This is a genomic window from Nocardioides sp. FY1077 (assembly GCF_058681775.1).
Window position 1 is genome coordinate 624,106 of sequence record NZ_JBZWDB010000001.1, and the last position, 24,254, is coordinate 648,359.

Consider the following 24,254-nt stretch of genomic DNA (forward strand, 5'->3'; position numbering starts at 1 on the left):
CCGCTACCCCGCTCCTGCTACACCTGGGCCCATGACCACGACCACCGCACTCGGCGGCACCCCCTGCTCCCTGGTCGGCGACCTGCCCGCCGTCGGCACCATCGCCCCGGAGGTGGCCCTGGTCGGCGCCGACCTCGCCGACGTCACCCGCACCCCGGGCCTGCGCACCGTGCTCAACATCTTCCCCAGCGTCGACACCGGCGTCTGCGCCGCCGGCGTGCGCGGGTTCAACGCCCGCGCCGCCGACCTGGTCGACACCGAGGTCGTCTGCGTCTCGCTCGACCTGCCGTTCGCGCTGGCCCGCTTCTGCGGCGCCGAGGGCATCACCGACGTCGTCGCGGCCTCGGCGTTCCGCTCCACCTTCGGCGACGACTACGGCGTGCGCCTGGTCGACGGCGGCTTCGCCGGGCTGCTGGCCCGGGCCGTGGTCGTGCTCGACGTCGACGGCACCGTGCTGCACTCCCAGCTCGTGCCGGAGATCGGCGAGGAGCCCGACTACGACGCCGCGCTGGCCCCGCTGGCCTGACCCGGCCCGTACGCCTGCGCCGCCCGGCGGCGCCGCTCGGCGGCCACCATCGCCACCGCCCCGAGCGCCGGGCCGAGTGCCAGCACCACCAGGGCCGCGCGCCACGACGCCGCCTCCACCAGCGCCGGCACCAGCCACAGCGTCACCGTGGTGGTGAGGTAGCCCGCCGCCAGCTGCACCGACAGCGCCCCGCCGACGCTGCCGGGCGGCGCGTGCTCGGTGACCATCGCGGAGAACTGCGCCGAGTCGGCGACCACCCAGAAGCCCCAGCAGCAGCACAGCGCGACCACCACCGCGAGCGGGGCGACGTCGTGCGTCGCGGCCAGGGCCAGCGCCGAGCCGCCGGAGCAGACCAGGCTCAGCAGCGCCGAGCGCGGGCGTCCCCACCGGTCGGCCAGCAGCCCGCCCACCAGGCAGCCCGCGGCGCCCACGCCGATGCTGGCGAAGGCCAGCACGGCGGCCAGGGTGGCGGCGTCGGGGCGGGCGGCGACCTGGGGCAGCGCCGCCAGGAACACCCCGATCCCGGCCCACATCGCGTAGAGCTCCCACATGTGGCCGACGTAGCCGAGGTCGGCGAGCAGCACGTCGCGCCGGCGCAGCGCGCGGAAGCCCGCGGCCAGGCTCACCGCGCCGCGGGGGAACGGGTGGGGTCCCTCGCCGCGCACCACCAGCAGGAGCAGCCCGCCCGCCGCGGCAAGCACGCTGGTCACCGTCACGACCAGGCGCCAGTCGGGGCCGGCGCCGGGGTACGACGTGCCGCCGAGCGCGCCCACGAGGTGGGGCAGTGCCGAGCCGAGCGTCAGCGCGCCGACCATCAGCCCGAGGGCGGTGCCGCGCCCGCGGCCGAACCACGACGACACCTCCTTGAGCGCCACCGGGTAGAACAGCGCCAGGGCGACCCCGGTGAGGGCGCGCAGCGCCACCGCGGCCGCGGGCCCGTCGGCCAGCAGCAGGCCGGCGTTGGCGGCGGCGGCCCCGCAGGCGCCCAGGAGCATGAGCCGGCGGGCCGGCACCGCGTCGGCCAGGCCCAGCACGGCCGAGCCGACCGCGCCCACCACGAAGCCGAGCTGCACCGCCACGGTGAGCAGTGCGGTGCCGTCGAGCGCCCACTGGTCCTGCAGCTGGCGCGCCACGACCGTGGCGGAGAACCACACGCTCATCGTCAGCAGCGTGCTGGCGGCCACCACGGCCAGGGCGGTGGTGGGCCGGCTCGGGCGCGCGCCGGCGGCGCTCACCGGCGCCTCACCCGCGCCCGGCGCTCAGGCGCGCGCCGGCGGCGACGCGTCGGGCGCACCCGGCTCGTCGGTGTGGGCCTGCTCGCGCACGTCGTCGGGGTCCACCTCGCCGCGGCGCAGCTCGTCGGCGTGCCGGTCGAGCTCGGCCCGCTCGGCGTCGGTGCGCTCGGCGATCACGGTGTCGGAGCCGGGGTGCGGCATCGGGCCGTCGCCGGTGCGGGCCGTGAGCACCTCGTCGAGGTAGCGCAGCACGACGGCCACCACGGCCACCACCGGCACCGAGAGGAACGCACCGGCCACGCCGAAGAGGGTGGAGCCGAGCACGATCGCCAGCAGCACGACGCCGGCGTGCAGGCGCAGGCTCTTGCCCTGCAGCCACGGCAGCAGCACGTTGCCCTCGAGCTGCTGCACGGCGAGCACGATGGCCAGCACGATCAGCGCCGAGACCCAGCCCTCGGCCACCAGCGCCACCAGCACCGCCACCGCGCCGATGGTCACCGCACCGACGATCGGGGCGAAGGCCGCGACGAAGGTGAGCACCGCGAGCGGGCCGGCCAGCGGCACGCCGACGATCACCAGGCCCAGGCCGATCAGCACCGCGTCGATGAGGCCGACCAGGGCCTGGGTGCGGATGAACGTGCCGAGCGTCGACCACGCCCGGCGCAGCACCTCGGCGAAGTGGACGCCGACGCCGCGGCCCGAGACGTGGGTCAGCCACGGCAGGAAGCGGTGGCCGTCCTTGATGAAGAAGAAGGTGAGCACCAGCGTGAGCAGCAGGTTGATCAGCGCGCCGCCGACCGCGCTCACGCCGACCAGCACGCCGGAGGCGATCGCGCTGGCGCTGGCCTGAAGCCGGTCCTGGGCCGCGGCGACGCCGTCGTCGATCTGCTCGGAGGTGACCGGGAGGCTGCTGTCGAGCAGCGTGTCCTGGAGCCGCGAGAGGCCCTGGGAGGCGCTGTCGGCGATGTCGACGACCTGGTCGCCCACCGAGGGGGCGATCAGGCCCACCACCAGGGCGACCGCGGCGAGGGCGCCGAGGATGACCAGGGCGGCCGCCAGCGCACCGGGCATCCGGGTGCGGCGCTGCAGCGCGTGGGCGCCCGGGGCGAGCACGGTGGTGACGATCAGGGCGAGCACGATCGGCAGCAGGATGCTCCACAGGTACTGCACGAGCTCGCCGAGCACGTAGGCCCCGACCGCGATCACCAGCCAGCGCAGCGTCCAGCGCGACAGCCAGTGCACGCCGCGACCGATCTCCTGCTCCCGCGTCGCGGGGCGCGCGTCGTCGATGCGGTGGTCGCGCGTGGTGTCGAAGGGGGTCACGGGGCGCATCCTCCCAGCGCAGCCCCCCTCGCTCCTACACCGCGAGGGGGGAGCGGTCGCCCGCGGTCCCGCCGGCCCCGCCTGCCTGCGCCGGGCCGACCCGGGCCGGCCACCAGAAGCGGTCACCGAGCTGCACGGCCAGGGCCGGGACCAGCACGGTGCGCACCAGCAGCGTGTCGAGCAGGACGCCGACGCAGATGATCGTGCCGAGCTGGGCCAGCACCACCAGCGGCAGCACGCCCAGCACCGCGAACACCGCGGCCAGCAGGATGCCCGCGCTGGTGATCACCCCGCCGGTGGCGGTCAGGGCGCGCAGCATCCCGGCCCGGGCGCCGTGGACGACGGCCTCCTCGCGGGCCCGGGTGACCAGGAAGATGTTGTAGTCGACGCCCAGCGCCACCAGGAAGAGGAACGCCAGCAGCGGGACGCCGCTGTCGAGGGCGTCGAAGCCCAGCACGCCGGTGAACAGCCACCACGACGCGCCGAGGCTGGCGGCGTACGTCGCCACCACCGTCGCGACCAGCAGCAACGGGGCCACCACGGAGCGCAGCAGCACCACGAGGGCGCCGAGCACCAGCGCGAGGATGAGCGGCAGGATCACCAGGCGGTCGCGGGCGGCGCCCTCCCCGGCGTCCAGGGCCTCGGCCTCGCTGCCCGTCACGTGGGTGTCGGGGAGGTCGGCGAGCCCGGCGCGCAGGTCCTCCACCGCGGTGCGGGCGGCGTCGCTGCCGGGGGACGCGTCGAGCACGGCGTCGACCTGGGTGATGCCCTCGGCGCTCTCGGTGACCCGGGCCGAGGCCACCCCGGGGCTGTCCTCGACGAGGGCCAGCACCTCCTGCGCGGGCGCCCGGGTGAGCACCTGGGTGGGGTCGGAGACCCCGGCGGGGAACGACTCGCCCAGACGATCGGCGGCGGCGATGGCCTCCGGCTCGTCGAGGAACTGGTCGGCGGGGTCGAGGCCGGTGTCGATGCGCAGCACGCCGAGCGCGAGCACGGCCAGCACCGCGAGGGTGCCCACCACGAACGCCGTCGGTCGCCGCGCCACCCGCGCACCGACGCGGTGCCACAGCGAGTCGGTGTCGGCGAGGGCGGGCTGGCCGACCCGCGGCACCCGTGGCCAGAACACCCAGCGCCCGAGGCACACCAGCGCTGCCGGCAGCACCACCAGCGCCGCCGTCGCCGCGACCACGACCCCGATCGCGCAGGCCAGGCCCAGGCCGCGGGTGGTCGGCACCAGCGAGAGCAGCAGGGTGAGCAGGCCCAGCACCACGGTGACCGAGCTCGACAGCACCGCCTCGGCCGTGCGCCGCAGCGCCGTGGCCATCGCGACGTGGCGCGACTCCTCGTGGCGCAGCTCGTCGCGGTAGCGGGAGATCAGCAGCAGGGCGTAGTCGGTGCCGGCGCCGAAGACCAGCACCGACAGGATGCCGATGGTCGACTCGTCCCACGCCACGCCCAGGCCGGCCATCACCTGCGTGGAGACCACGGCGGCGAGCCGGTCGGCCACCGCCACCACGGTCAGCGGCACGACCCACAGCACCGGGCTGCGGTAGGTGAGGATCAGCAGCACGGCGACCACGGCGGCGGTGGCGCCGAGCAGGCGCAGGTCGGCGCCGTCGAAGACCGCGGCGAGGTCGGCCTGGGTCGCCGCCGGCCCGGTCACCTGCGCGCTCACGCCGTCGGGCACGGCCTCGGCGAGACGCTCGCGCAGGGCGGTGACGGCGTCGGCGGTCGCGGTCGCCGAGCCGGCCCGCACCGGCACCACCACGAGCGCGGCGGTGCCGTCCTCGGCCAGGGTGACCGGCCCGTCGGGACCGGAGCCCACCCCGCCGACGTCCTCGGCCAGGGTCGCCAGCTCGCGCGCGGTGGGCGGGGTGAACGACCCCTCGTCGGCACTCAGCAGCACCACGGCGGCGCTGGACTCCTCGGCGGGCAGCGCGTCGCGCAGCTCGGTGCCGAGCGTGCTGTCCAGCCCGGCGGGGACCGCGTCGGTGCTCCTGGTGTCGCGCTCGCCCTCCCCCACCAGGAAGATGGCCAGCACCGCGAGCAGCAGGGGCACCAGGGCCACGACCGCAGCGGTGCGGCGTCCGGTGACCGTGGTGACGAGGCGGTCGCGCATGAGGTGCTCCTGGGATCGACGTACGATGTAGTTCACAACCTTAGTCGCTAAGTTGGTGAAAGAAAATGCCGGAGCCCGCCGGCCCTCCCGAGGGACCCGTCTCCTCCTACCTCCTGCGGGAGGTCGTCGGTGCCGCGCTGCGCCTGCGCCACGAGCTGGCCCGCCGCACCCGCGTCAGCGACTCCGAGCTCACCGCGCTGGAGCACGTCGTGCGCGAGCCGTTGGGGCCCGCCGAGCTCGCCCGCCTGCTGGAGGTCAGCACCGCCGCGTCCACCGGCATCGTCGACCGGCTCGAGGCCAAGGGGTACGTGCAGCGCAGCCCCCACGCCGCCGACCGGCGCCGCACCGTGGTGACCCCCACCGACTCCGGGCGCGCCGAGCTGCTCGGCCACCTGATGCCGATGTTCGAGGGGCTCCGGGCGCTCGACGCCGACCTCGACGACACCGAGCGGGCCGCGGTGGAGCGCTACCTGCGCGGGGCTGCGGCCGCCCTCGACGCCGCCACCACCTCCCACCCCGACCGCTGACGCCCTCCCCCACGGCCCGTCGGGAACGGCCGCACCAGAGTGGGTGACACGTCTGTTGCCAGGGGGTCCGCGGGGCAGCATGCTGACGCGGTGAGAAAGCAAAGGCCCCGCGCCCGGTCCACCCGTTCACCCCTCGTCACCGGCCTGCTCGCGGCCGCCCTCGCCGTCGGCCTCTCCGCCGCCGCCGTGCCCACCGCCCTGTCCACCGCTACCGCCGCCCCGGCGTCCCCCGCCGCCGCGACCTCGGCAGCCACGGCACCCGCCGCCGAGCGCGCCGTGCCGCGCGCCGACTTCCGCCGCTGCGGCAACGGCTACCGCTGCGCCACGGTGGAGGCCCCCCTCGACTACGACCGTCCCGGCGGCGCCACCGTCGACCTCGCCGTGCTGAAGGTGCCGGCGCGCGACCCCGAGCGCCGCATCGGCACCCTGTTCGTCAACCCCGGCGGCCCCGGCGGGTCGGCCACCGACTTCGCCACCTACGCCGGCCAGTTCCTCGGCCCGCGGGTCAGCAACCGGTTCGACGTCGTCGGCATCGACCCGCGCGGCGTCGGTGGCACCGGCGAGCTGATCTGCCGCGGCAACGGCGACGCCGCCTACCCGCGCACCGCCTACCCCCGCACCGCCTCGCAGATCGAGGCCTGGCTCGACTTCGACGCCCAGGAGCGGCGCCTGTGCGGCGACCGCCGCATCGTCGACCACATGACCACCGCCGACGTCGCCCGCGACATGGACCTGGTGCGCCGCGCGATGCGCGAGGACACCGTCAGCTACTTCGGTGCGTCGTACGGCAGCGTGCTCGGCGCCACCTACGCCTCGATGTTCCCCGACACCATGCGGGCCTTCGTCGTCGACGGCGTCCTCGACCCGGTGGAGTGGACCGCCGGGCGCGACGGCACCGGCACCACCGTGCCGGTCACCACCCGCATCCGCAGCGGCGAGGGCACCCGGGAGGCGCTCGAGGCCGGCCTGGCCGCCTGCGACGCCGCCGGGCCCGACGCCTGCCGCCTCGCCGGCCGCTCGCAGTCGGCGATCGAGCGCTACGACGCCGTCGCCGACCGGCTGAAGAACGACACCCGCACGGCCCGCGCGATCGGGGTCCGCTACGACGACCTGATCTACACCACCGTGGGTGTCCTCTACTCGGGCGACGTGCGCTTCATCGCCCGGCTGACCCGCCAGGCCGAGCGCGCGATCGCCGCCCACGACGCCGACGCCCGCGTGGTCGGCGGCGCCGGCCGGCTGCAGGCCGCGCTCCGCGACGCCGAGGAGGCGGCCGAGGCCGCGCCGTTCCCCGGCCCGTACGCCCGCACCAGCATCAGCGGCTCGTTCCACGGCGTGCTGTGCTCCGACAGCACCAACCCGTCGTCCATCGACGCCTGGCCCGCCGCGGCCGCCGCGTCGGACGCCGCCGACGCGAAGCACTTCGGGCCCTACTGGACCTGGGCGTCGTCGGCCTGCCTCGGGTGGCCCGGGTCGTCGGCCGACGCCTTCCAGGGTCCGTTCACCACCCCCGACCCCGGCAAGGTGCTGATCGTCAACAACCGCTACGACCCCGCCACCCCGCTGTCGGGCGCCCTCGCCCTGCAGCGTGAGTTCGCCGGATCCCGCCTCGTGCTGGCCGAGGACTACGGCCACGTCGCCACCGGCACCAGCCAGTGCGCGACCGCCCTGGTGTCGCGGTACCTGCTCACCGCCCAGCCGCTCGCGGCCGACGTCGTGTGCCCGAGCGAGCGGCCGCCCTTCCGCGGCTGAGCACCGCCCGGACACGGGCGCCTCGCCCCACCCCGACGCGGACCCCGAGAATTTTCTGCACGAACGAGGTTTGCCGGCCCGGCCTGCCGGGCAAGGAGGATGCAGGCACCCGAGCAATGCGCTCCCCGCCCCCGCCCCAGGTCGACGACCAGGGTCGGGGGCGGGTCGCATTTGCGGCCGTTGCGACTCCACCGTCCGCGTGACGCACCCACCCGGACCCCGGCGAGGCCGGACGTCATCCGAAACGTGGGTGCGACCCCACCGTCCGCACGACGCCCGCCCCGACCCCGGGGCGCGAGCCGAACGGCCGGGAACGACGAGACCCGCAGGCCGGGGGCCTGCGGGTCTCGGTGCCGCTCGGTGCGCGAGGGGGGAGTTGAACCCCCACGTCCTTTCGGACACACGGACCTGAACCGTGCGCGTCTGCCTATTCCGCCACTCGCGCGAGAAGCATGAGGACCGTATCCCAGCCCCCGGGTCTTCCCCAAACCGTCACCGACCCCCCGGCGGAGGTGAAGGCCCCACGAGCGCGGTCCCGTTACGATCGCTGCCAACCCGGGCCGACACCGGGTCGGTCCGCCTGCCGTGGCGCAGGTGCCGGTCGACGACGACGGAAGGGAGGCGACACCGTGGGTGGCCTGCAGAAGTTCGAGCAGCGGCTCGAGAACGCTATCTCCGGCGCCTTCGCCCGCGCCTTCCGCTCGGCGGTGCAGCCCGTCGAGATCGCCGCCGCGCTGCAGCGCGAGTGCGACAACAACGCCCAGATCCTCTCGCGCCAGCGCCGGCTGGTGCCGAACGCCTTCCACGTCGAGCTGTCGATCACCGACCTCGACCGGCTCGCGCCGTACGACTCGGCCCTCGCCGACGACCTGACCCGCCAGCTGCAGGAGCACGCCGACGCCCAGGGGTACGCGTTCCCGGGGCCGATCGTCATCGAGTTCGAGGAGGCCGGCGACCTCAGCACCGGCCGCTTCCGCATCCGCAGCCGAGCCCAGGCCCGCGTCACGGGCAACGCCACGCACACCCAGGTGAGCCGGGCGCGCGCGCTGCTGGAGGTCAACGGCACCCGCCAGCCGCTGTCGCCCCCCGGTGTCGTGGTGGGCCGCGGCAACGAGGCCGACCTGCGCATCAACGACCCCGGCGTGAGCCGCCGCCACATCGAGTTCCGCGTCGCCACCCGCACCACCGGCACCGACGAGGGCGTGCACATCGAGGTGCACGACCTGGGCTCGACCAACGGCATGCTCGTCAACGGCCAGAAGATGACCCGCTCGATCGCCGACGACGGCACCGAGGTGAAGATCGGGAACACCACGCTGACGGTGCGGATCGTCGAGGAGCGCGTCGATGTCTGAGCTCACCCTGCTGCTGATCCGCATCGCCTACCTGGCGATCCTGTGGATCTTCGTCCTCTCCGCGATCTCGGTGATCCGCTCCGACATGTTCGGCGCACGGGTGCCCGAGGCCGCCCGCGGGGCCGCCCCGCGCACGGCCAAGGAGAAGAAGGCCAAGCCGGTCAAGCCGCGCCGCGGCTCCCCCAGCCACGTGCTGGTCGTCGAGGGCTCCAGCGCCGGCGAGCGCGCCGAGCTCGAGGCGGCCCCGATCCTCATCGGCCGCGGCAGCGACGCCGCCATCCGCCTCGAGGACGACTACGTCTCCACCCGGCACGCCCGCATCGCCGCCTCCGGCGACCAGTGGTTCGTCGAGGACCTCGGCTCCACCAACGGCACCTACATCGGCGCGGCCCGCATCACGCAGCCCACCACGATCACGCTCGGCACCCAGGTGCGCATCGGCAAGACGATCCTGGAGCTGCGCAAGTGACCTTGCGACTGGACTACTCAGCGATCTCCGACGTCGGTCGGGTGCGCAAGGACAACCAGGACTCGGGGTACGCCGGCCCGTGGCTGCTCACCGTCTGCGACGGCGTGGGCGGCGCGGCCCGCGGCGACATCGCCAGCAGCACCGCCGTGCAGCAGCTGCGCCGTCTCGACGACGCGCCTCCCGGCGAGGTCTCGCCCGAGGACCTGGTCGGCCAGGTGGCCGGCGCGCTGCACCGCGCCCACGACCGCATCGGCGAGCTCGTCGACGAGGAGCCCGCGCTCAACGGCACCAGCACGACCGCCACCGTGCTGCTCTTCGACGGCTCGCGGGTGGCGGTGGGCCACGTCGGCGACAGCCGGGCCTACCTCTACCGCTCCGGGGAGCTGAGCCAGCTCACCACCGACCACACGTTCGTGCAGAGCCTCATCGACGAGGGCCGCATCACCGAGGCCGAGGCGCGGGTGCACCCCCACCGCAACGTCATCCTCAAGGCGCTCGACGGCGTGCACGAGGCGGAGCCCGACCTGTTCCTCATCGAGCTGCAGGCCGGCGACCGGGTGTTCCTGTGCAGCGACGGCGCCTGCGGCGTGCTCGACGACACCCGCCTGGCCGACATCCTCTCCTCCGGCACCCCCGACTTCGCCGCCGTCGAGCTGGTGCGCGCCAGCCTGGAGGCCGGCAGCTCCGACAACGTCACCTGCCTGGTCGCCGACGTCCTCGACGACGACGGCGCGGCCCGGCGCGCCACCGAGCTGGCCGAGCTCGAGCCGCTGCTGGTGGGCGCGGCCGCCGAGCTGCGCCGCCGGGTGCCGCGCGGCACCCGCAGCCCGGCGCTGTTCCGCGGCCACCGCTCCGGTGACACCGGCGAGCTCGACCCGGTGCCGGGCGACATCCCCGACGGCCTGCCCCCCGGCGCCCACGCCATCCCGTCCGACCCCGTCGACCCCGAGGTCGCCCGCTACGCCCTGCGCCCGCCGAGCCGCTTCGGCTGGCTGCGCTGGCTGATGCTCGCCCTGGTGGTGGCCGGCCTGGTGTGGGTGGCCGCGGCCGCCGCGTGGTCGTGGAGCCAGCAGCAGTACTTCGTCAGCGAGGACGACGGCGTCGTCTACGTCTACCGCGGGGTCAACACCGAGCTGCCCGGGGTCTCGCTCAACGAGCCGTACGAGCGCACCAACGTCGACCTCGAGCGGCTCACCGCGCTGCAGGCCGACGACGTGCGCGCCGGCATGAGCTCCGACAGCCTCGACGGCGCCCGCCGCATCGTGGAGAACCTGGTGGCGGCGATGGAGCCGGTCGAGACCGGCACGACCACGTCGGCGGGGGCCCGCTGATGGCCCGGGCGAGCCGCGCCGCGGCGACGGCCCCCGGGTCCACCGGCAACAACCCGATCATGGGCTTCGTGCACCGGCGCCGCCGTGGCGCCGAGCTCTTCCTGCTCGTGCTGGCGCTCATGGTCGGCGTCGGCGCCTACGCCGCGGTCGGGATCGGCGTCGAGGGCCGGGTGCCGGCCGACGTCGTCGGCTACGGCGGCTGGCTCACCGCGCTGGTGGTGGCCGCCCACGTCGTCGTCCGCCTCGTCGCGCCGTACGCCGACCCGGTGCTGCTGCCCGTGGTGGCCGCGCTCAACGGGCTGGGCCTGGCCTTCATCCACCGCGTCGACCTCGCCGACGACGGCTCCCTGGCGCGGGCCCAGCTCACCTGGATGACCCTCGGCGTGGTGCTCTTCATGATCACCCTGCTGGTGCTGCGCGACCACCGCGTGCTGACCCGGTTCACCTACACCGCCGGCCTGGCGGCGATCGTCCTGCTGCTGCTGCCGATGATGCCGGTGATCGGCAACGAGATCCGCGGCGCGAAGATCTGGATCGCGGTCGGGCCGTTCAGCTTCCAGCCCGGCGAGGTCGCCAAGGTGCTGCTCGTCATCGCCTTCGCCGGCTACCTCGTGCTCCACCGCGACGCGCTGGCGCTGGCCGGTCGCCGCGTGCTGTTCGTCGACCTGCCCCGCGGGCGCGACCTGGGGCCGATCCTCGGCATGTGGCTGGTCAGCCTCGGGATCCTGGTGCTCCAGAAGGACCTCGGCTCCAGCCTGCTGTTCTTCGGCCTCTTCCTGGTGATGCTCTACGTCGCCACCGAGCGGCCCGGCTGGCTGGTCGTCGGCGCTGCGCTGTTCCTCGCCGGGGCGTTCACCGCGTGGCGGATCTTCAGCCACGTGCAGACCCGGGTCAACGTGTGGCTCGACCCGTTCGCCTACTACGGCGAGGGCACCAACGAGACCGCCTTCCAGCCCGTCGAGGCGACGTTCGGCATGGCGTGGGGCGGCCTGCTGGGCCGCGGCTTCGGCGGCGGCGACCCCACCCGGGTGCCGTTCGTGGAGTCCGACTTCATCATCGCCGGGCTCGGCGAGGAGCTCGGCCTGACCGGCGTCCTGGCCGTGCTGCTGCTCTACGGCCTCATCGTGGAGCGCGCCCTGCGGGCGGCGATCATCTCCCGCGACGGCTTCGGCAAGCTGCTGGCCACCGGCCTGGGCAGCGTCTTCGCGCTGCAGGTCTTCGTGGTGGTCGGCGGGGTCACCGGGCTGATCCCGCTCACCGGCCTGACCACGCCGTTCCTGTCGCAGGGCGGCTCGTCGCTGGTGGCCAACTGGGTGATCATCGCGCTGCTGCTGCGGGTCTCCGACCTGGCCCGCCGTCCCGTGCCCGACCTCGCCGCCGAGGAGGAGGAGGCCGAGGAGTCGACGCAGGTGATCAGGCTCTGACGATGGCGCTGACGTCCCCCGGGTCCCCCACGACCTGCACCCCACCCCTGGCGAAGGAGGCAGCACGATGAACAAGCCCATCCGCACGATCTCCGTCGGCATCCTGCTGCTGTTCGTGGCGCTCATGCTCAACGTCACCTACCTGCAGTACTGGCGCGCCGACAGCCTCGACAGCAACCCGCAGAACCGGCGGGCGGTCGACGCGACCTTCTCCCGCGAGCGCGGCGCGATCGTCGTCGGCCGCGACGCGGTGGCCGAGAGCAAGCCCGTCGACGACCGCTACGACTACCAGCGCACCTACAGCACCCCGCTGCTGTACGCCCACGCCACCGGCTGGTTCAACTACTACAACGCCCAGTCGAGCGACTGCACGACCTGCCAGCAGTGGATCGAGCAGACCCAGAACGACATCCTCTCCGGCGACGACGACCGCCTCTTCGTGACCCGGCTGGTCGACCTGCTCAGCAACCAGGGCCAGACCGGCGGCAACGTCGAGCTGACCCTCGACCCCGAGGCCCAGCGGGCGGCGTACGACGGCCTGCTCGACGTCGTCGGCCCCGACGGCCAGGGCTCCGTGGTGGCGATCGAGCCCCGCACCGGCAAGATCCTGGCGATGGTCTCGCTGCCCAGCTTCGACCCCAACCGGCTGGCCTCGCACGACCTGACGGAGGTCAACGACGCCTACGACGCCCTCGAGGCCGACGAGGACGAGCCGCTGACCAACCGCGCCATCCAGACCACGCTGCCGCCCGGGTCGACGTTCAAGCTCGTCACCGCTGCGGCCGCGATCGAGAGCGGGCGCTACGCCGCGGAGGACCAGGTGCCGGGCGGTGCGACCTACCAGCTGCCGCTGACCTCCGGCGACAGCGGACTGGTGGACAACGAGGGCCGTGACTGCGGCACCGACCTGATCCCGTTCACCCAGGCCATGGAGCAGTCGTGCAACACGACCTTCGCCCGCCTCGCGGTCGAGGTCGGGGCCGACGCCATGCGCGACCAGGCCGAGGCGTTCGGCTTCAACCAGGACTACCTCGAGGACCTGCAGCCCCAGGCGACGTCGGTGTTCCCCGAGGACATGAACGAGCCGGAGACCGGCCAGAGCGGCATCGGCCAGTTCGAGGTGCGCGCCACGCCGCTGCAGATGGCGATGGTCGCCGCCGGCATCGCCAACGACGGCTCGGTGATGCGTCCCTACCTCGTCGACGAGGTGCAGTCGCCGGAGTTCGAGCGCATCGACGCCACCGAGCCCGAGGAGCTCTCGGAGGCCGTGAGCCCGTCCACGGCCGACCAGCTCACCGACCTGATGGTCTCCACCGTCGACAACGGCACCGCCAGCCCGGCCGCCATCGAGGGCTTCGACGTGGCCGGCAAGACCGGCACCGCCCAGAGCGGCGTCGACGAGGTGCCGCCGTACGCCTGGTTCACCTCGTTCGCCCCCGCCGACGACCCGCAGGTGGCCGTCGCGGTGATGATCCAGGAGGCCCCGGGCGTCGAGCGCGGCGAGATCGCCGGCGGCCTGCTCGGCGGCCCGATCGCCAAGGCCGTGATGGAGGCGGTGCTCCGGTGACCACCTCGACCGGGGAGCGCTTCGCCGACGACGCCGACCGCTACCGCCTCGAGTCGCGCATCGCGACCGGCGGCATGGGCGAGGTGTGGCGCGCCAGCGACACCTCGCTGGAGCGCACGGTGGCGGTCAAGCTGCTGAAGACCGAGTACGCCGACGACCCCACGTTCCGCTCCCGCTTCGAGACCGAGGCCCGCCACGCCGCGTCGCTGCACCACCCCAACATCGCGGCCGTCTACGACTTCGGCGAGGCCGGCAGCACCGACGGCTCCGGCGTGCCCCGGCCCTACCTGGTGATGGAGCTCGTCGAGGGCCAGCCGCTGTCGGCGCTGATCCGCCCCGGCGTCGGGATGGACCCCGCCGTCACCCGCGACCTGCTGGCCCAGGCCGCCGACGCCCTGGGCGCCGCCCACGCCGCGGGCATCGTGCACCGCGACGTGAAGCCGGCCAACCTGCTGGTGACCGGCGACCGCCAGGTGAAGATCACCGACTTCGGCATCGCCCGCGCCGCCCAGGCGGTGGGCCTCACCCAGACCGGCCAGGTCATGGGGACCCCCCAGTACCTCTCCCCCGAGCAGGCCCGTGGTGCCACCGCCACCGCGGTCAGCGACGTCTACAGCCTCGGCGTGGTGGCCTTCGAGTGCCTCGCCGGTCGTCGCCCCTTCCAGGGCGAGAGCCCGGTGACCACCGCGCTGGCCCACCTCAACCAGCCGGTGCCCGACCTGCCCGACGACGTGCCGGCCGACCTGGCCCGGGTCGTGCACCGCGCCCTGGCCAAGGACCCCGCGCAGCGCTACCCCGACGCAGCGGCGTTCGCCGCGGCCCTGCGCGACCCGTCGTCGAGCGCCGCCGATCCCGACCCCGGCGACGCCACCCAGGTGCTCGGCGCCGCTGCGCTCCCGCTTGCCGGCGCGACCCAGGTGATGCCGGCGGGGGCCGCCTCGGTGTCCGACCCCACCCCCACCCCGACGTCCTCCACCCCGGTCACCCCGGTCACCCCCGCCGATGACGACGACCGCCGGGGCACGCCGGGCTGGGTGTGGGCGCTGCTGCTCCTGGCCCTGCTGGGCGTCGCCGCGCTGGTGCTGTGGCTGGTGCTCGGCTCCGGCGGTGACGACGAGGACGCCCCCGAGACGCAGTCCACCCCGACGCGCACGCGGGAGACCCCGCGCGAGCCGTCGTCGAGCGCCCCGAGCGCCGAGACCGTCACCGTCGACGCCGGTCAGTACGTCGGGCGCGACTACCGCGACGTCGAGGAGGCGCTGCAGGACCTCGGGCTGGAGGTCACCCTCAACGAGGTCGACAACCCGGGCGAGGAGTCGGAGGGCGTCGTGGACGCCGTGAACCCCACCGGCACGCTGACCGTGGGCGACACCGTCACCGTCAGCTACTGGGGCGCGGCCCCCGAGCCCACCCCGACACCGACCCCGACGCCGACCCCCACGCCCACGCCGACCCCCACGCCGACACCGACCCCGACGCCGACCCCCACGCCGACCCCGACCCCCACGCCGACGACCGCGACGCCCACCCCGGTCTCGCCGCCGGCCGGCGGGAGCCCCGGTGAGTCCGACCGGCAGCCGGTGGAGCCCGCCCAGCCCGAGGCGACGCCCGGCGCCGCCGGGTCGTCGTCCGCGTCGCGCCCCGAGGCGGCCACGCCGTGACCGGCTCGCCGTCGACCATCGGTGGTCGCTACGAGGTGGGCGAGCTGCTGGGCCGCGGCGGCATGGCCGAGGTGCGCAAGGGGACCGACACCCGGCTGGGCCGGGTGGTGGCGATCAAGCGGCTGCGCACCGACCTGGCCAGCGACGCGACGTTCCAGGCGCGCTTCCGTCGTGAGGCGCAGTCGTCGGCCTCGCTCAACCACCCCTCGATCGTCGCGGTCTACGACACCGGCGAGGAGCAGGCCACCGACGGCTCCAGGGTGCAGCAGCCCTACATCGTCATGGAGTTCGTGGCCGGGCGCACCCTGCGCGACATCCTGCGCGAGGGTCGCAAGATCCTCCCCGAGCGGGCGCTGGAGATCACCTCCGGCGTGCTCTCGGCCCTCGACTACAGCCACCGCGCCGGGATCATCCACCGCGACATCAAGCCCGGCAACGTGATGCTCACGCCCAGCGGCGACGTGAAGGTGATGGACTTCGGCATCGCCCGGGCCATCAGCGACGCGGCGTCGACGATGACGCAGACCGCGGCCGTCGTCGGCACCGCCCAGTACCTCTCCCCCGAGCAGGCCCGCGGCGAGACCGTCGACTCCCGCTCCGACGTCTACTCCGCGGGCTGCCTGCTCTACGAGCTGCTCGCCGGCCGGCCGCCGTTCGTCGGCGACAGCCCGGTCGCGGTGGCCTACCAGCACGTGCGCGAGCAGCCGCAGCCCCCGTCGGACCACGACACGTCGCTCCCCGACGAGATCGACGCCATCGTGATGCGCTCCCTGGCCAAGCGGGTCGAGGACCGCTACCAGTCGGCGGCGTCCATGCGCAGCGACATCGAGCGCTACCTCGCCGGCCGGCCGGTGCAGGCCACCGTGCCGCCGCCCGTGGTGGCCGCACCGCAGACCCCGCCGCCGCGACCGATGCCGGTCGCCGCCGGGGCCGCCGGAGCCGCTGTGGCCGCGGCACCCACGGGGGCCACCGCGGTCGCCGACCAGGACGACGACTCCCGCGGCCCCCGGGCCGGGCTGCTGGTCGGTCTCGCGCTGCTGCTGGTGGCCCTGGTGGTCGCCGGGGTGCTGGCGTGGCCGCGGCTGTTCCCGTCGGCGCCCGAGCAGACGCAGGTGCCGGACGTCGTGGGCCTGCCCAAGGCACGCGCCGAGGCAGCGCTAGGCGACGCCGGGCTCGCCATCGGCAATGCCGACTACGTCGCCAGCGACACCGTGGCGTCGGGCCGCGTCATCGAGCAGGACCCCACCGGCGACCAGTTCGTCGACCCCGGCAGCGAGGTCGTGCTGACCGTGTCGACCGGCGTCCCGGAGGTCGCCGTGCCGGCCGTGGTCGGGCAGGGCCGGCGCGCCGCCGTGAGCGCGGTGGAGGCCGCGGGCCTGGTGCCGGCGGTGGTGGTCGGCGAGTCCGACGCACCCGAGGGGCAGGTCACCAGGTCGAGCCCGCCGGCCGGGCAGGAGGTCGAGGAGGGCGCCACCGTCACCCTCACCGTCTCCGACGGCCTGGAGACCGTGCCGTCGGTGGTGCAGACCAGCGAGGCGGAGGCGCGGCGCGCCATCGTGGACGCCGGGTTCAACCCCGTCACCCGTCCCGACACCTCCGGCGAGGTCGACCCCGGCGTGGTGGCCGACCAGTTCCCCCAGGCCGGCGAGCCGCTGGAGCAGGGCAGCGACGTGCTCATCTTCGTCGCCGTGGAGCCCGAGGAGCCGTCCGACGAGCCCTCCGAGGAGCCGTCGGACCAGCCGTCCGACGACCCCAGCGACCAGCCCGGCGACCAGCCGAGCGACGAGCCCGGCGATCCGTCCGCCCAGCCGTCGGACGAGCCGTCCGACGGCCAGGGCTCCGGGGGCGCGTCCGACGGCCCGGGCCGGCCGCAGGGCGTCGGCCGCCCGGGTCAGCCGTCGAGCGGCTCCGCGTAGCCGAGGTCGAGCAGGCCGTCGTACGCCGGCGCCGCCACCTCGGGCTCCAGGGCGAGGTCCCACCCGATCTGCACGTCGGGCAGCTCGCTCTGCTCGCGGTAGAAGCCGAGGTAGTCGTCGTCCTCGATGGCCGCGGCGATGCGGTCCTGGTCGCCGACGGCCTCGATCACGTAGGGCTGCGGGTAGGGCACGTCGTGCAGCGTGACGGAGTTGCCCTCGCACTTGATGCCGGTGGTCGACACGATGCGCTGGCCGGCCACGGTCACCGCGCTGGCACCACCGCGCCACATCGCGTTGACCACCGCCTGGATGTCCTGCTCGTGCACCACGAGCAGCCGCTCGTCCTGGGTCGAGGTGCGGGCGACGTCCTCCGGGGAGTCGGCCAGTGTCACCGACACGCCCTCGCCCGCCCGCGGCTCGAGGCCGGCGGGGTCGCGCAGCGCGGCGACGTCGGCCTGTGCGCGCCGCGACGCGGGGTCGTCGCCCACCAGCTCGCTGAGGGCGGCCACGTCTGCGGTGGTCTCCTGCACCTCGCGGCGCAGCCGCTCGTAGCGCTGCGACTCCGCGCGCACCAGCGAGGCCACGTCGCTGTAGCGGCCGGGACGCAGGTCGGTGCCGTCGCTCGACTCCGCGCTGACCACGAACAGCGCGCCGCTGAGCAGCACGACCAGCGGCGTGCCGAGGCGCCACACCAGCGGGCGGTGCGGGCCGTCGCCGGTCGTGCGCGCAGGCAGCCGCCAGCGTCGCGCAGGGCCTCCGGGCTCCGGCGCGCTCGCGTGGGAACCGGCGCTCATGGCGACTAAGGTAGCCCGCGACCCCGCGTGGACCGCACCCGACGGCCCCGCCCGACCGCACGACGCCGGCGCCTGTCCGGACGAGGAGCCCCCACCGTGAAGCTGAAGGACAAGGACCCGTTCGCCGAACCCCGCCTGGGCCCGGCCGTGGGACCGCGCTTCATCGTCGCGCTCGTGCTGATCGCGGCCGGCATCGCCTGGATCGTCTACTACTACACCGGGGTGCGCGCCGACCCCGAGGTGCTCGACTCGAAGACGTCCGGGCCGGCCTTCATGGGCGACATCGAGCGGTGGAACTACGTCATCGGCTTCGGGCTGGTCCTGCTCGGCCTGGTCATCTCGGCGCACCCCTCCACGCCGCTCGGACGCGGCCGCGGCGTCGTCGTCGGCATGCTCGGGTGCTTCCTGGTGGGCCTGGTGTGGATCTGCACCTTCTACATCTTCAGCGACGACCTCACCGGCGTGCCGGTCTTCAACGACCTGAACCAGAGCAACCTGATCGTCGGCATCGCGTTCATGGCCGTCGGGTTCGTCTTCGCCACCCGCTGGGAGTGACCCCCGCGCCCTGAGCGTCCGCCCGACCGAGCCGCCCGTCGTCCACCCGGACGGCGGGCGGTTCTGCACACCTGGGGACAAACCTGTGGAGAACTACACCGATGTAGTTCTCCACATGTGATTCCACAGCTGTGGACAACCCGGGCACGCCGGGGCCCCCGCTCGTCGGTCGAGGTGGGCACCCGTTCGTCGGTCGATCAGGGAACGCAGCGCCCCGTTCCCGTTCGTCGGTCGAGCAGGGCGCGCAAGGTCCCGGCCCCGCTCGTCGGTCAAGCAGGGCGCAGCGCCCGTGTCGAGACCCCCGCAACCGACGACGAGGTCGGCACCGCTCCGGTCCCGGCGGAAGGTCGGGTGCAGCCTCAGAGAGAGACGGCGCGGAGCGCGATGGCGACGGCGATGAACGCCGCGACGCCGACCAGGCCGGCGACCTGCACCCGGGTGCGGCGCTCGCCCTTGGGCGCGTAGGCCAGCACCAGCGCGATCACCGCGCCGCCGAGGAAGCCGCCCAGGTGGCCCTGCCACGAGATGAAGCTGCGCCCCACGACGGTGATCAGGAAGTTCAGCCCGATCCACATCAGGATCTGCTGGTAGTTGCCGCCCACCTTGTAGGCGATGACGAGCAGCGCGGCCATCAGGCCGAAGATGGCGCCCGAGGCGCCCAGCGTGCCCTGGTACTCCGCGGCCGCCCACATCACCAGGGCGGAGCCCGCGAGGGCGGAGAGCAGGTAAAGCGCGAGGAACCGGGCGCGGCCCAGCGCGAGCTCGAGCTGTGGGCCCAGGACGTAGAGGGCCAGCATGTTGAACAGGATGTGGAACGTGTCGAGGTGCAGGAACGCACTCGACAGCAGCTGCCACACGGCGCCGTCGGCGACCCCGGGCAGCCAGGTGCCGCCGGCCGCGCTGCAGGCGGCGGCGCCCTGGTCCTGGAAGTAGCCGTTGTTCAGGTCGCAGTAGCCGTTGGCCCGCAGCACCAGCCAGTCGAGCAGGCGGCTGGCCCGCCCGCCCGAGGCCTGCACCATCAGCCAGACCACGACGTTGATGCCGATCAGCACCATCGAGGTGATCGAGGCGTTCGTGGGGCGGAGCCCGCCGTACGCCGTGCGCCCGCTCCTGGTCGTCTTCGCGCCCGCGGCCACGCAGTGCGGGCACTGGAACCCGACGGCCGCGTCTCGCATGCAGTCGGGACAGATGCGGCGACCGCACCGCTGGCAGCGGATGTGCGCCTCCCGCTCGGGGTGCCGGTAGCAGGTGGGCACCCCGGTCTCGGGGGTCGGGTCAGCGGTCACGGCGCGGTCGGTCCTGGGCGGTCGGACGAAGCAGGAGCGGGCGGTGGGTCAGATGTCGCGGATCTCGACGGACTCGAAGACCACGGGCTCCGAGGGACGGTCGCCGGGGCCGGTCTTCATGGCGCCGATGGCGTCGACGACGTCGCGGGAGGCCTGGTCGGCCACCTCGCCGAAGATCGTGTGCTTGAAGTTCAGCCACGGGGTCGCGCCGACGGTGATGAAGAACTGCGAGCCGTTGGTGCCGGGGCCGGCGTTGGCCATCGCGAGGAGGTAGGGCTTGTCGAAGGTGAGCTCGGGGTGCGGCTCGTCCTTGAACGTGAAGCCGGGGCCGCCGGTGCCGGTGCCGAGGGGGCACCCGCCCTGGATCATGAAGCCCGCGATCACGCGGTGGAAGCCGAGGCCGTCGTAGAACGGGCCGGTGTGGCCGTTGCCGGCGTCGTACTTCTTCTCACCCGTCGCGAGGCCGGTGAAGTTGGCCACGGTCTCGGGGGCGTGGTTCGGGAAGAGGTCGAGGACGATGTCGCCCTTGTTGGTCTTGAGGACCGCCTGCGGCTGCGCCATGACTGCCTTTCGGTGCTGATTGGGTACTTCGGGGTGTGCGAAGAATGCCCACCCGTGCGGGACGATCCTCGCACGAGCCGCAAGGCCGACCCCGCCTGCCCGGGGGTCGCCCGGTCACGCCCGACCGTGGTTCGATGGACGAGCACCCCGACGGAAGGAAGTGACGCGAATGCGTCTGCGCAAGAAGAAGTCCCTGATCGAGCAGGCAGGTGACTACGTCGAGTCGGTGAGGCCCCAGATCGAGCTGGCCGTCGCCGCCGCCCGCGAGGAGGCCGTGCAGCTGATCGGCGAGGCCCGCGAGCGCGCCGTGCCGGCGTTGGCCGACGCCCGCGACAAGGCGACGCCGTACGTCGTCGACGCCCGCGACAAGGCCGCCCCCTACCTCGCCGACGCCCGTGAGAAGGCGGTCGTGCTCGGCGCCGAGGCCAAGGTCCTGGCCGCCGAGCTCGGCGACAAGGCGGCCGAGACCGCCTCCACGGTCGGCAGCGAGGCCAAGACCCGCGCCGCCGCGGCGTCGGTCGCCGGGGTCGCCCTGGCCGGCAGCAAGGCCACCGACCTGCAGGAGGCCGCCCAGGCCACCGTGGCCCGCCTCAAGGGCGAGCCCGAGCCGCCGAAGAAGAGCGGTCGGCTCAAGAAGCTGCTCGTCGTCGGCGCGCTCGCAGCCGTGAGCGGCGTGGTGGCCAAGAAGGTCACCGGCGGCAAGCACGCCGACAACTGGCAGTCCTCCTACGTGCCGACCCCGCCCCCGGCGCCGGCCGCGACCGCACCGGGCGTCGTGACGCCGGCCGCCCCCCTGGGCGCCGAGCTGACCGACGACGCCGCGGGTGCCTCGCCCGACGAGGCGCTGGCCGACCAGGCCGAGACCGCCCACCCCATCACCACCCCGGACGAGCCGGCCGAGGTCGTCGACCTCGACGACACGACCACGCACTAGCTCGCAGCCACCAGCGCCGGCCGGAGGACTCGTCCTCCGGCCGGCGCTGCTGCGTCCGGACGACGGTGGTTTCGAGACGCTCGCTGGCGCTCGCTCCTCAACCACCGTGCGTGCGTGATCCCGGTGGTCGATGAGCGAGCACACCAGAGAGTCCCCTCGGTGTTCGGGAGCGAGGAGCGCCAGCGACGAGCGTCTCGAAACCACCAACGGCAATCAGCCGACGGGCGTGGGCACCGTCGCCGCGCGGGTGCGGGCCGTGGCGCGGTGCTCGGCCCAGAAGCTCAGCAGCGGCACGGTGCCGCACAGCAGGGTCACCACCGTGAAGCCCGGCTCCCAGCGCGCCTTGCGCGAGAGCAGGAACGCGGTGACCAGGAAGATCATGTAGAGCCAGCCGTGGGCCACCCCGAGGTACTCGGTGATGGCCTCCCCCACGCGGTGGGCCGTGGAGCCCGCCGACCAGATGTCGGGGGTGCTGGGGAAGATCCCCCACATGCCGGTGCCGTCGAAGTTGGCCAGCGGCACCCCCACCAGGATCAGCACGACGAGCAGCACGCCGACGATCGTGGCCATCACGCGGTAGCGCAGCAGCGCGCCCCGCACGTCGTGCTCGGCGACCGGGGGCGGGGAGGCGGGGATCGTCACGGCTGCGACGCTACCGGGTCGCGCGCAGGCTCCGGCTCGGCCTCCGGGCCGTCGGTCTCGGCGGTGACCTCGCGCACGTAGCGCCACCAGATGAAGGCCGCGAACACCGCGAACACCCACCACTCGAGGGCGTAGAGGAAGTTGCGCAGCCCGGTGGACGCGCCGGCCTCCGGCAGCTGCTCGAGTGCGGCCGGCTCGAGGCCAGCGGTGCCGTCGTTGACCGCCGCGTCACCGCTGGGCCAGGCGCCCGGGGCGACGTCGGAGGCCACCACGCCGTAGGCGCCGTACAGGTCCTGGTCGACGTGCTGGATGAGGTCGGCGGTGCGCACCTGGGGGATCACGTCGTCGCTGCGGTCGGGGTCGGCCTCCCCGGTGCCCTCGGTGGGCTGCAGCCAGGCGACCAGCTCGGCGTCGCCCTCGGGGGCGGCCGGCGCCTGCTCGGGCTCGTCGACGAACCCGCGGACCACGGGCAGCGCCGGCTGGGCGTCGCCGCCCACGGCCAGAGGGGTCACCACCCAGTAGCCCTCGCGGCCGTCCTGCTCGCGCCCGGAGACGTAGACGGTGCCGTCGGACACCCAGGTGCCGTCGACGACCACGGGCTGGCCGACCCGGTCGCCCGGGAACGGGTCGTCGGCGCCGATGACGTCGGCCAGCGGCACGGGGTCGAGGCGGGTGAGGTCGGCGGCCTCCGCGGTGCGCTGGGCCTGCCACGCGTCGAGCTGCCAGAAGCCGAGGCCCGAGGCGGCCACCACCGCGGCGACCCCGATCGCGTGCACGCCCCACATGCGCGGGGCGAAGGGCGAGGTCACCCCGCCAGTGTACGAACGCCTCCGCGGGGGGACGGCAGGGTCACGGCGCCGTGGGCGGGGTCACGGCGCGCAGACGGTGAACGGCAGCCCACCCTGCTCGGCGAGCTCGACGGCGGCCGGGGGGTCGACGAGGCGGAACCCGACCCGGCCGTCGGCGGGGTCGGCCACCCCGCCCGAGAAGGCCGCGGTGAAGGCGGGGTCGTCCTCGCCGAGCCGCATCCGGACGAAGGCGTCGGAGCGGTCCGGGCCGAGGGTCGCGGTCGCCAGGCCGCCCTGGAAGCCGACCGCCCACACCTCGAGGGGCTCCAGCTCACCGGTGTCGGCCCCGGAGGCGTCCTCGGTGCACCCGCGGTCGAGGTACGTCGAGATCGCGGCGTCGCCCACGAGCGCGGCGATCGCGGGGTCGTCGGCGAACGACCCGCCCGAGGCGTCGAGGCCCTGCACCACGACGCCCTCCTCGGCCAGCACCTCGGCACCGGCGAGCGGGCCGACGCCGGCGTCCACGGCGTCCTGGAGGGCGGCGGGCTCCACGGACTCGTCCATGCCGAGCACGAAGCCCAGCTTGGAGCCGGCCTCGTCCAGCACCGTCGCCTCCCAGGCCACCTCCTCCTGGCCGAAGCCGAAGCGCTGCACGAGGGTGTCCCCCACGCCCCGCAGCACCCCGTCGCTGAGCACCGCCGTCTCGGCGGCGGCGCGGCGGTAGAACGACGCGCGGTCGGCGGCGGGGTCGCCGGAGCTGATGTCGTCGACGCCGAGCTGCAGCGCGACCCGCGCCCAGTCGGTGACCAGCACCCGGTCGGCCTCGGCCGGCACGTGGGGCAGCACCAGGACGGCGGGCTCCGGGTCGTCGCTTGCTGCGGTCTCCACCGTCGGCGCGGCCGGAGCTTGCACGGCGTCGGGGGGCGGGATCTCGTCGGCGCAGCCGGTGAGCAGCAACACGGCGCACACGGCGAGGGGCAGGCGGGCTAGCACGCGCGGCAGTCTGCCATCGCCGCGAGCTCAGCGCGGGCGAAGTCGGCACAACAAGATTGCTCGCTCGGGAAGGGCACTACCGAGTGGTGCGACGTGGAGGAGGGGTGGAGCCTAGGGGACTCGAACCCCTAACCCCCTGCTTGCAAAGCAGGTGCGCTACCAATTGCGCCAAGGCCCCGTGGCGGCCGTGGCCGCGGGTGGTGGAGCAGCGTCAGGAACGCGCGACCGGGTCGGTGGCCTCGGCCCAGAGGGCCTGCTCGGCGCGGCCGTCGTCGATCTTGCGCTTGGCGAGCACGGCGCCGGCTGCGGCGGCGACCAGCAGGACGATCTTCTTCACGACGTTCCTCCGCGGGTCGGGGTGGGGCTCGTGCCCCGGTGCTGCCGGGGCCGGAGCCCCGGTGGTGGGCCTAACAGGACTTGAACCTGTGACCTCTTCCTTATCAGGGAAGCGCTCTAACCGTCTGAGCTATAGGCCCGCTCCCTGGACGGACCAGGG

22 protein-coding genes and 3 tRNA genes are annotated in these 24,254 nt (G+C 74.3%); 12 read left to right on the forward strand and 13 right to left on the reverse strand.

Annotated features, from left to right (window positions below):
• The first annotated feature begins 31 nt into the window (after window positions 1-31).
• A complete protein-coding gene (gene tpx, locus AC4OR8_RS02945; RefSeq protein ID WP_492164077.1) occupies window positions 32-526 on the forward strand; it encodes a thiol peroxidase in 495 nt (164 codons plus the stop codon).
• Here tpx and AC4OR8_RS02950 read toward each other — a convergent pair.
• From AC4OR8_RS02950 to AC4OR8_RS02960, 3 genes are read right to left on the reverse strand one after another with little or no spacing between them, the layout of a single operon-like run.
• On the reverse strand, window positions 496-1,761 hold the full coding sequence (locus AC4OR8_RS02950; protein WP_492164078.1) for an MFS transporter: 1,266 nt from the start codon (window positions 1,759-1,761) through the stop codon (window positions 496-498). The two genes, tpx and AC4OR8_RS02950, sit on opposite strands and share 31 nt — an antisense overlap.
• A 24-nt stretch (window positions 1,762-1,785) precedes the next feature.
• Window positions 1,786-3,084, reverse strand: a complete 1,299-nt coding sequence (locus tag AC4OR8_RS02955; protein ID WP_492164079.1) for an AI-2E family transporter — start codon at window positions 3,082-3,084, stop codon at window positions 1,786-1,788.
• Window positions 3,085-3,118: 34 nt separating this feature from the next.
• Window positions 3,119-5,203, reverse strand: a complete 2,085-nt coding sequence (locus tag AC4OR8_RS02960) for an MMPL family transporter (protein WP_492164080.1) — start codon at window positions 5,201-5,203, stop codon at window positions 3,119-3,121.
• Between the two features lie 65 nt (window positions 5,204-5,268).
• On the opposite strand from AC4OR8_RS02960, the gene AC4OR8_RS02965 reads away from it, so the two are divergent.
• Complete coding sequence (locus AC4OR8_RS02965) at window positions 5,269-5,730, forward strand: MarR family winged helix-turn-helix transcriptional regulator (protein WP_492164081.1); 462 nt, start codon at window positions 5,269-5,271, stop codon at window positions 5,728-5,730.
• A 90-nt stretch (window positions 5,731-5,820) separates the two neighbouring features.
• Window positions 5,821-7,482, forward strand: coding sequence for an alpha/beta hydrolase (locus tag AC4OR8_RS02970; protein ID WP_492164082.1), 1,662 nt, complete (start codon window positions 5,821-5,823; stop codon window positions 7,480-7,482).
• Between the two features lie 361 nt (window positions 7,483-7,843).
• On the opposite strand, the gene AC4OR8_RS02975 is transcribed toward AC4OR8_RS02970, so the two are convergent.
• A tRNA-Leu gene (locus tag AC4OR8_RS02975) sits at window positions 7,844-7,927 on the reverse strand.
• A 184-nt stretch (window positions 7,928-8,111) separates the two neighbouring features.
• Between AC4OR8_RS02975 and AC4OR8_RS02980 the strand changes: the two genes are divergently transcribed.
• From AC4OR8_RS02980 to pknB, 7 genes are all read left to right on the forward strand, one after another.
• On the forward strand, window positions 8,112-8,837 hold the full coding sequence (locus AC4OR8_RS02980; RefSeq protein ID WP_492164083.1) for an FHA domain-containing protein: 726 nt from the start codon (window positions 8,112-8,114) through the stop codon (window positions 8,835-8,837).
• Window positions 8,830-9,306, forward strand: a complete 477-nt coding sequence (locus AC4OR8_RS02985; RefSeq protein ID WP_492164084.1) for an FHA domain-containing protein FhaB/FipA — start codon at window positions 8,830-8,832, stop codon at window positions 9,304-9,306. The genes AC4OR8_RS02980 and AC4OR8_RS02985 overlap by 8 nt, the downstream gene beginning before the upstream one ends.
• Entirely contained in the window at window positions 9,303-10,637 is a 1,335-nt protein-coding gene (locus tag AC4OR8_RS02990; protein ID WP_492164085.1) for a PP2C family protein-serine/threonine phosphatase, read from the forward strand. The genes AC4OR8_RS02985 and AC4OR8_RS02990 overlap by 4 nt, the downstream gene beginning before the upstream one ends.
• On the forward strand, window positions 10,637-12,061 hold the full coding sequence (locus tag AC4OR8_RS02995) for an FtsW/RodA/SpoVE family cell cycle protein (RefSeq protein ID WP_492164086.1): 1,425 nt from the start codon (window positions 10,637-10,639) through the stop codon (window positions 12,059-12,061). The genes AC4OR8_RS02990 and AC4OR8_RS02995 overlap by 1 nt, the downstream gene beginning before the upstream one ends.
• A gap of 67 nt (window positions 12,062-12,128) precedes the next feature.
• The gene (locus AC4OR8_RS03000; RefSeq protein WP_492164087.1) at window positions 12,129-13,628 is read left to right on the forward strand and encodes a peptidoglycan D,D-transpeptidase FtsI family protein; all 1,500 of its coding nucleotides are present in this window, start codon (window positions 12,129-12,131) and stop codon (window positions 13,626-13,628) included.
• The gene (locus AC4OR8_RS03005) at window positions 13,625-15,289 is read left to right on the forward strand and encodes a serine/threonine protein kinase (RefSeq protein WP_492164088.1); all 1,665 of its coding nucleotides are present in this window, start codon (window positions 13,625-13,627) and stop codon (window positions 15,287-15,289) included. Before AC4OR8_RS03000 ends, AC4OR8_RS03005 begins: the two co-directional genes overlap by 4 nt.
• Complete coding sequence (gene pknB, locus AC4OR8_RS03010) at window positions 15,286-17,205, forward strand: Stk1 family PASTA domain-containing Ser/Thr kinase (RefSeq protein WP_492164089.1); 1,920 nt, start codon at window positions 15,286-15,288, stop codon at window positions 17,203-17,205. The genes AC4OR8_RS03005 and pknB overlap by 4 nt, the downstream gene beginning before the upstream one ends.
• Here the strand turns inward: pknB and AC4OR8_RS03015 are convergent.
• Window positions 17,181-17,999 carry a DUF881 domain-containing protein gene (locus tag AC4OR8_RS03015; protein ID WP_492164090.1) on the reverse strand — a complete coding sequence of 273 codons (819 nt, stop codon included), beginning with the start codon at window positions 17,997-17,999 and terminating at the stop codon, window positions 17,181-17,183. The two genes, pknB and AC4OR8_RS03015, sit on opposite strands and share 25 nt — an antisense overlap.
• A gap of 96 nt (window positions 18,000-18,095) precedes the next feature.
• Here AC4OR8_RS03015 and AC4OR8_RS03020 point away from each other — a divergent pair, with 96 nt between their 5' ends.
• Window positions 18,096-18,554 carry a cell division protein CrgA gene (locus tag AC4OR8_RS03020; protein ID WP_492164091.1) on the forward strand — a complete coding sequence of 153 codons (459 nt, stop codon included), beginning with the start codon at window positions 18,096-18,098 and terminating at the stop codon, window positions 18,552-18,554.
• Between the two features lie 359 nt (window positions 18,555-18,913).
• Here AC4OR8_RS03020 and AC4OR8_RS03025 read toward each other — a convergent pair whose 3' ends face one another.
• Together AC4OR8_RS03025 and AC4OR8_RS03030 are read right to left on the reverse strand one after the other, a co-directional pair.
• Entirely contained in the window at window positions 18,914-19,840 is a 927-nt protein-coding gene (locus AC4OR8_RS03025) for a rhomboid family intramembrane serine protease (protein WP_492164092.1), read from the reverse strand.
• Between the two features lie 48 nt (window positions 19,841-19,888).
• On the reverse strand, window positions 19,889-20,401 hold the full coding sequence (locus AC4OR8_RS03030) for a peptidylprolyl isomerase (RefSeq protein WP_492164093.1): 513 nt from the start codon (window positions 20,399-20,401) through the stop codon (window positions 19,889-19,891).
• Window positions 20,402-20,570: 169 nt separating this feature from the next.
• Between AC4OR8_RS03030 and AC4OR8_RS03035 the strand changes: the two genes are divergently transcribed.
• The gene (locus AC4OR8_RS03035) at window positions 20,571-21,335 is read left to right on the forward strand and encodes a hypothetical protein (protein ID WP_492164094.1); all 765 of its coding nucleotides are present in this window, start codon (window positions 20,571-20,573) and stop codon (window positions 21,333-21,335) included.
• Window positions 21,336-21,548: 213 nt separating this feature from the next.
• Here the strand turns inward: AC4OR8_RS03035 and AC4OR8_RS03040 are convergent, their stop codons facing one another.
• The 6 genes from AC4OR8_RS03040 to AC4OR8_RS03065 all read right to left on the reverse strand — a co-directional run bounded on the left by AC4OR8_RS03040 (window position 21,549) and on the right by AC4OR8_RS03065 (window position 24,234).
• Entirely contained in the window at window positions 21,549-21,977 is a 429-nt protein-coding gene (locus AC4OR8_RS03040; protein ID WP_492164095.1) for a DUF3817 domain-containing protein, read from the reverse strand.
• Complete coding sequence (locus AC4OR8_RS03045; RefSeq protein ID WP_492164096.1) at window positions 21,974-22,786, reverse strand: SURF1 family protein; 813 nt, start codon at window positions 22,784-22,786, stop codon at window positions 21,974-21,976. The genes AC4OR8_RS03040 and AC4OR8_RS03045 overlap by 4 nt, the downstream gene beginning before the upstream one ends.
• 60 nt (window positions 22,787-22,846) lie before the next feature.
• Window positions 22,847-23,758, reverse strand: coding sequence for a hypothetical protein (locus tag AC4OR8_RS03050; protein ID WP_492164097.1), 912 nt, complete (start codon window positions 23,756-23,758; stop codon window positions 22,847-22,849).
• A gap of 105 nt (window positions 23,759-23,863) precedes the next feature.
• Window positions 23,864-23,936 (reverse strand) — tRNA-Ala (locus tag AC4OR8_RS03055).
• 33 nt (window positions 23,937-23,969) lie between these two features.
• Window positions 23,970-24,095 carry a DLW-39 family protein gene (locus tag AC4OR8_RS03060; protein WP_492164098.1) on the reverse strand — a complete coding sequence of 42 codons (126 nt, stop codon included), beginning with the start codon at window positions 24,093-24,095 and terminating at the stop codon, window positions 23,970-23,972.
• Between the two features lie 62 nt (window positions 24,096-24,157).
• Window positions 24,158-24,234: transfer RNA gene (locus tag AC4OR8_RS03065), tRNA-Ile, on the reverse strand.
• Window positions 24,235-24,254 lie beyond the last annotated feature (20 nt).

Coding starts and splice junctions, on each gene's coding strand:
- tpx (WP_492164077.1), top strand. CDS start 32: ATGACCACGACCACCGCACTCGGCGGCACCCCCTGCTCCCTGGTCGGC.
- AC4OR8_RS02960 (WP_492164080.1), bottom strand. CDS start 5,203: ATGCGCGACCGCCTCGTCACCACGGTCACCGGACGCCGCACCGCTGCG.
- AC4OR8_RS02965 (WP_492164081.1), top strand. CDS start 5,269: ATGCCGGAGCCCGCCGGCCCTCCCGAGGGACCCGTCTCCTCCTACCTC.
- AC4OR8_RS02985 (WP_492164084.1), top strand. CDS start 8,830: ATGTCTGAGCTCACCCTGCTGCTGATCCGCATCGCCTACCTGGCGATC.
- AC4OR8_RS02995 (WP_492164086.1), top strand. CDS start 10,637: ATGGCCCGGGCGAGCCGCGCCGCGGCGACGGCCCCCGGGTCCACCGGC.
- AC4OR8_RS03000 (WP_492164087.1), top strand. CDS start 12,129: ATGAACAAGCCCATCCGCACGATCTCCGTCGGCATCCTGCTGCTGTTC.
- AC4OR8_RS03015 (WP_492164090.1), bottom strand. CDS start 17,999: ATGAGCGCCGGTTCCCACGCGAGCGCGCCGGAGCCCGGAGGCCCTGCG.
- AC4OR8_RS03030 (WP_492164093.1), bottom strand. CDS start 20,401: ATGGCGCAGCCGCAGGCGGTCCTCAAGACCAACAAGGGCGACATCGTC.
- AC4OR8_RS03035 (WP_492164094.1), top strand. CDS start 20,571: ATGCGTCTGCGCAAGAAGAAGTCCCTGATCGAGCAGGCAGGTGACTAC.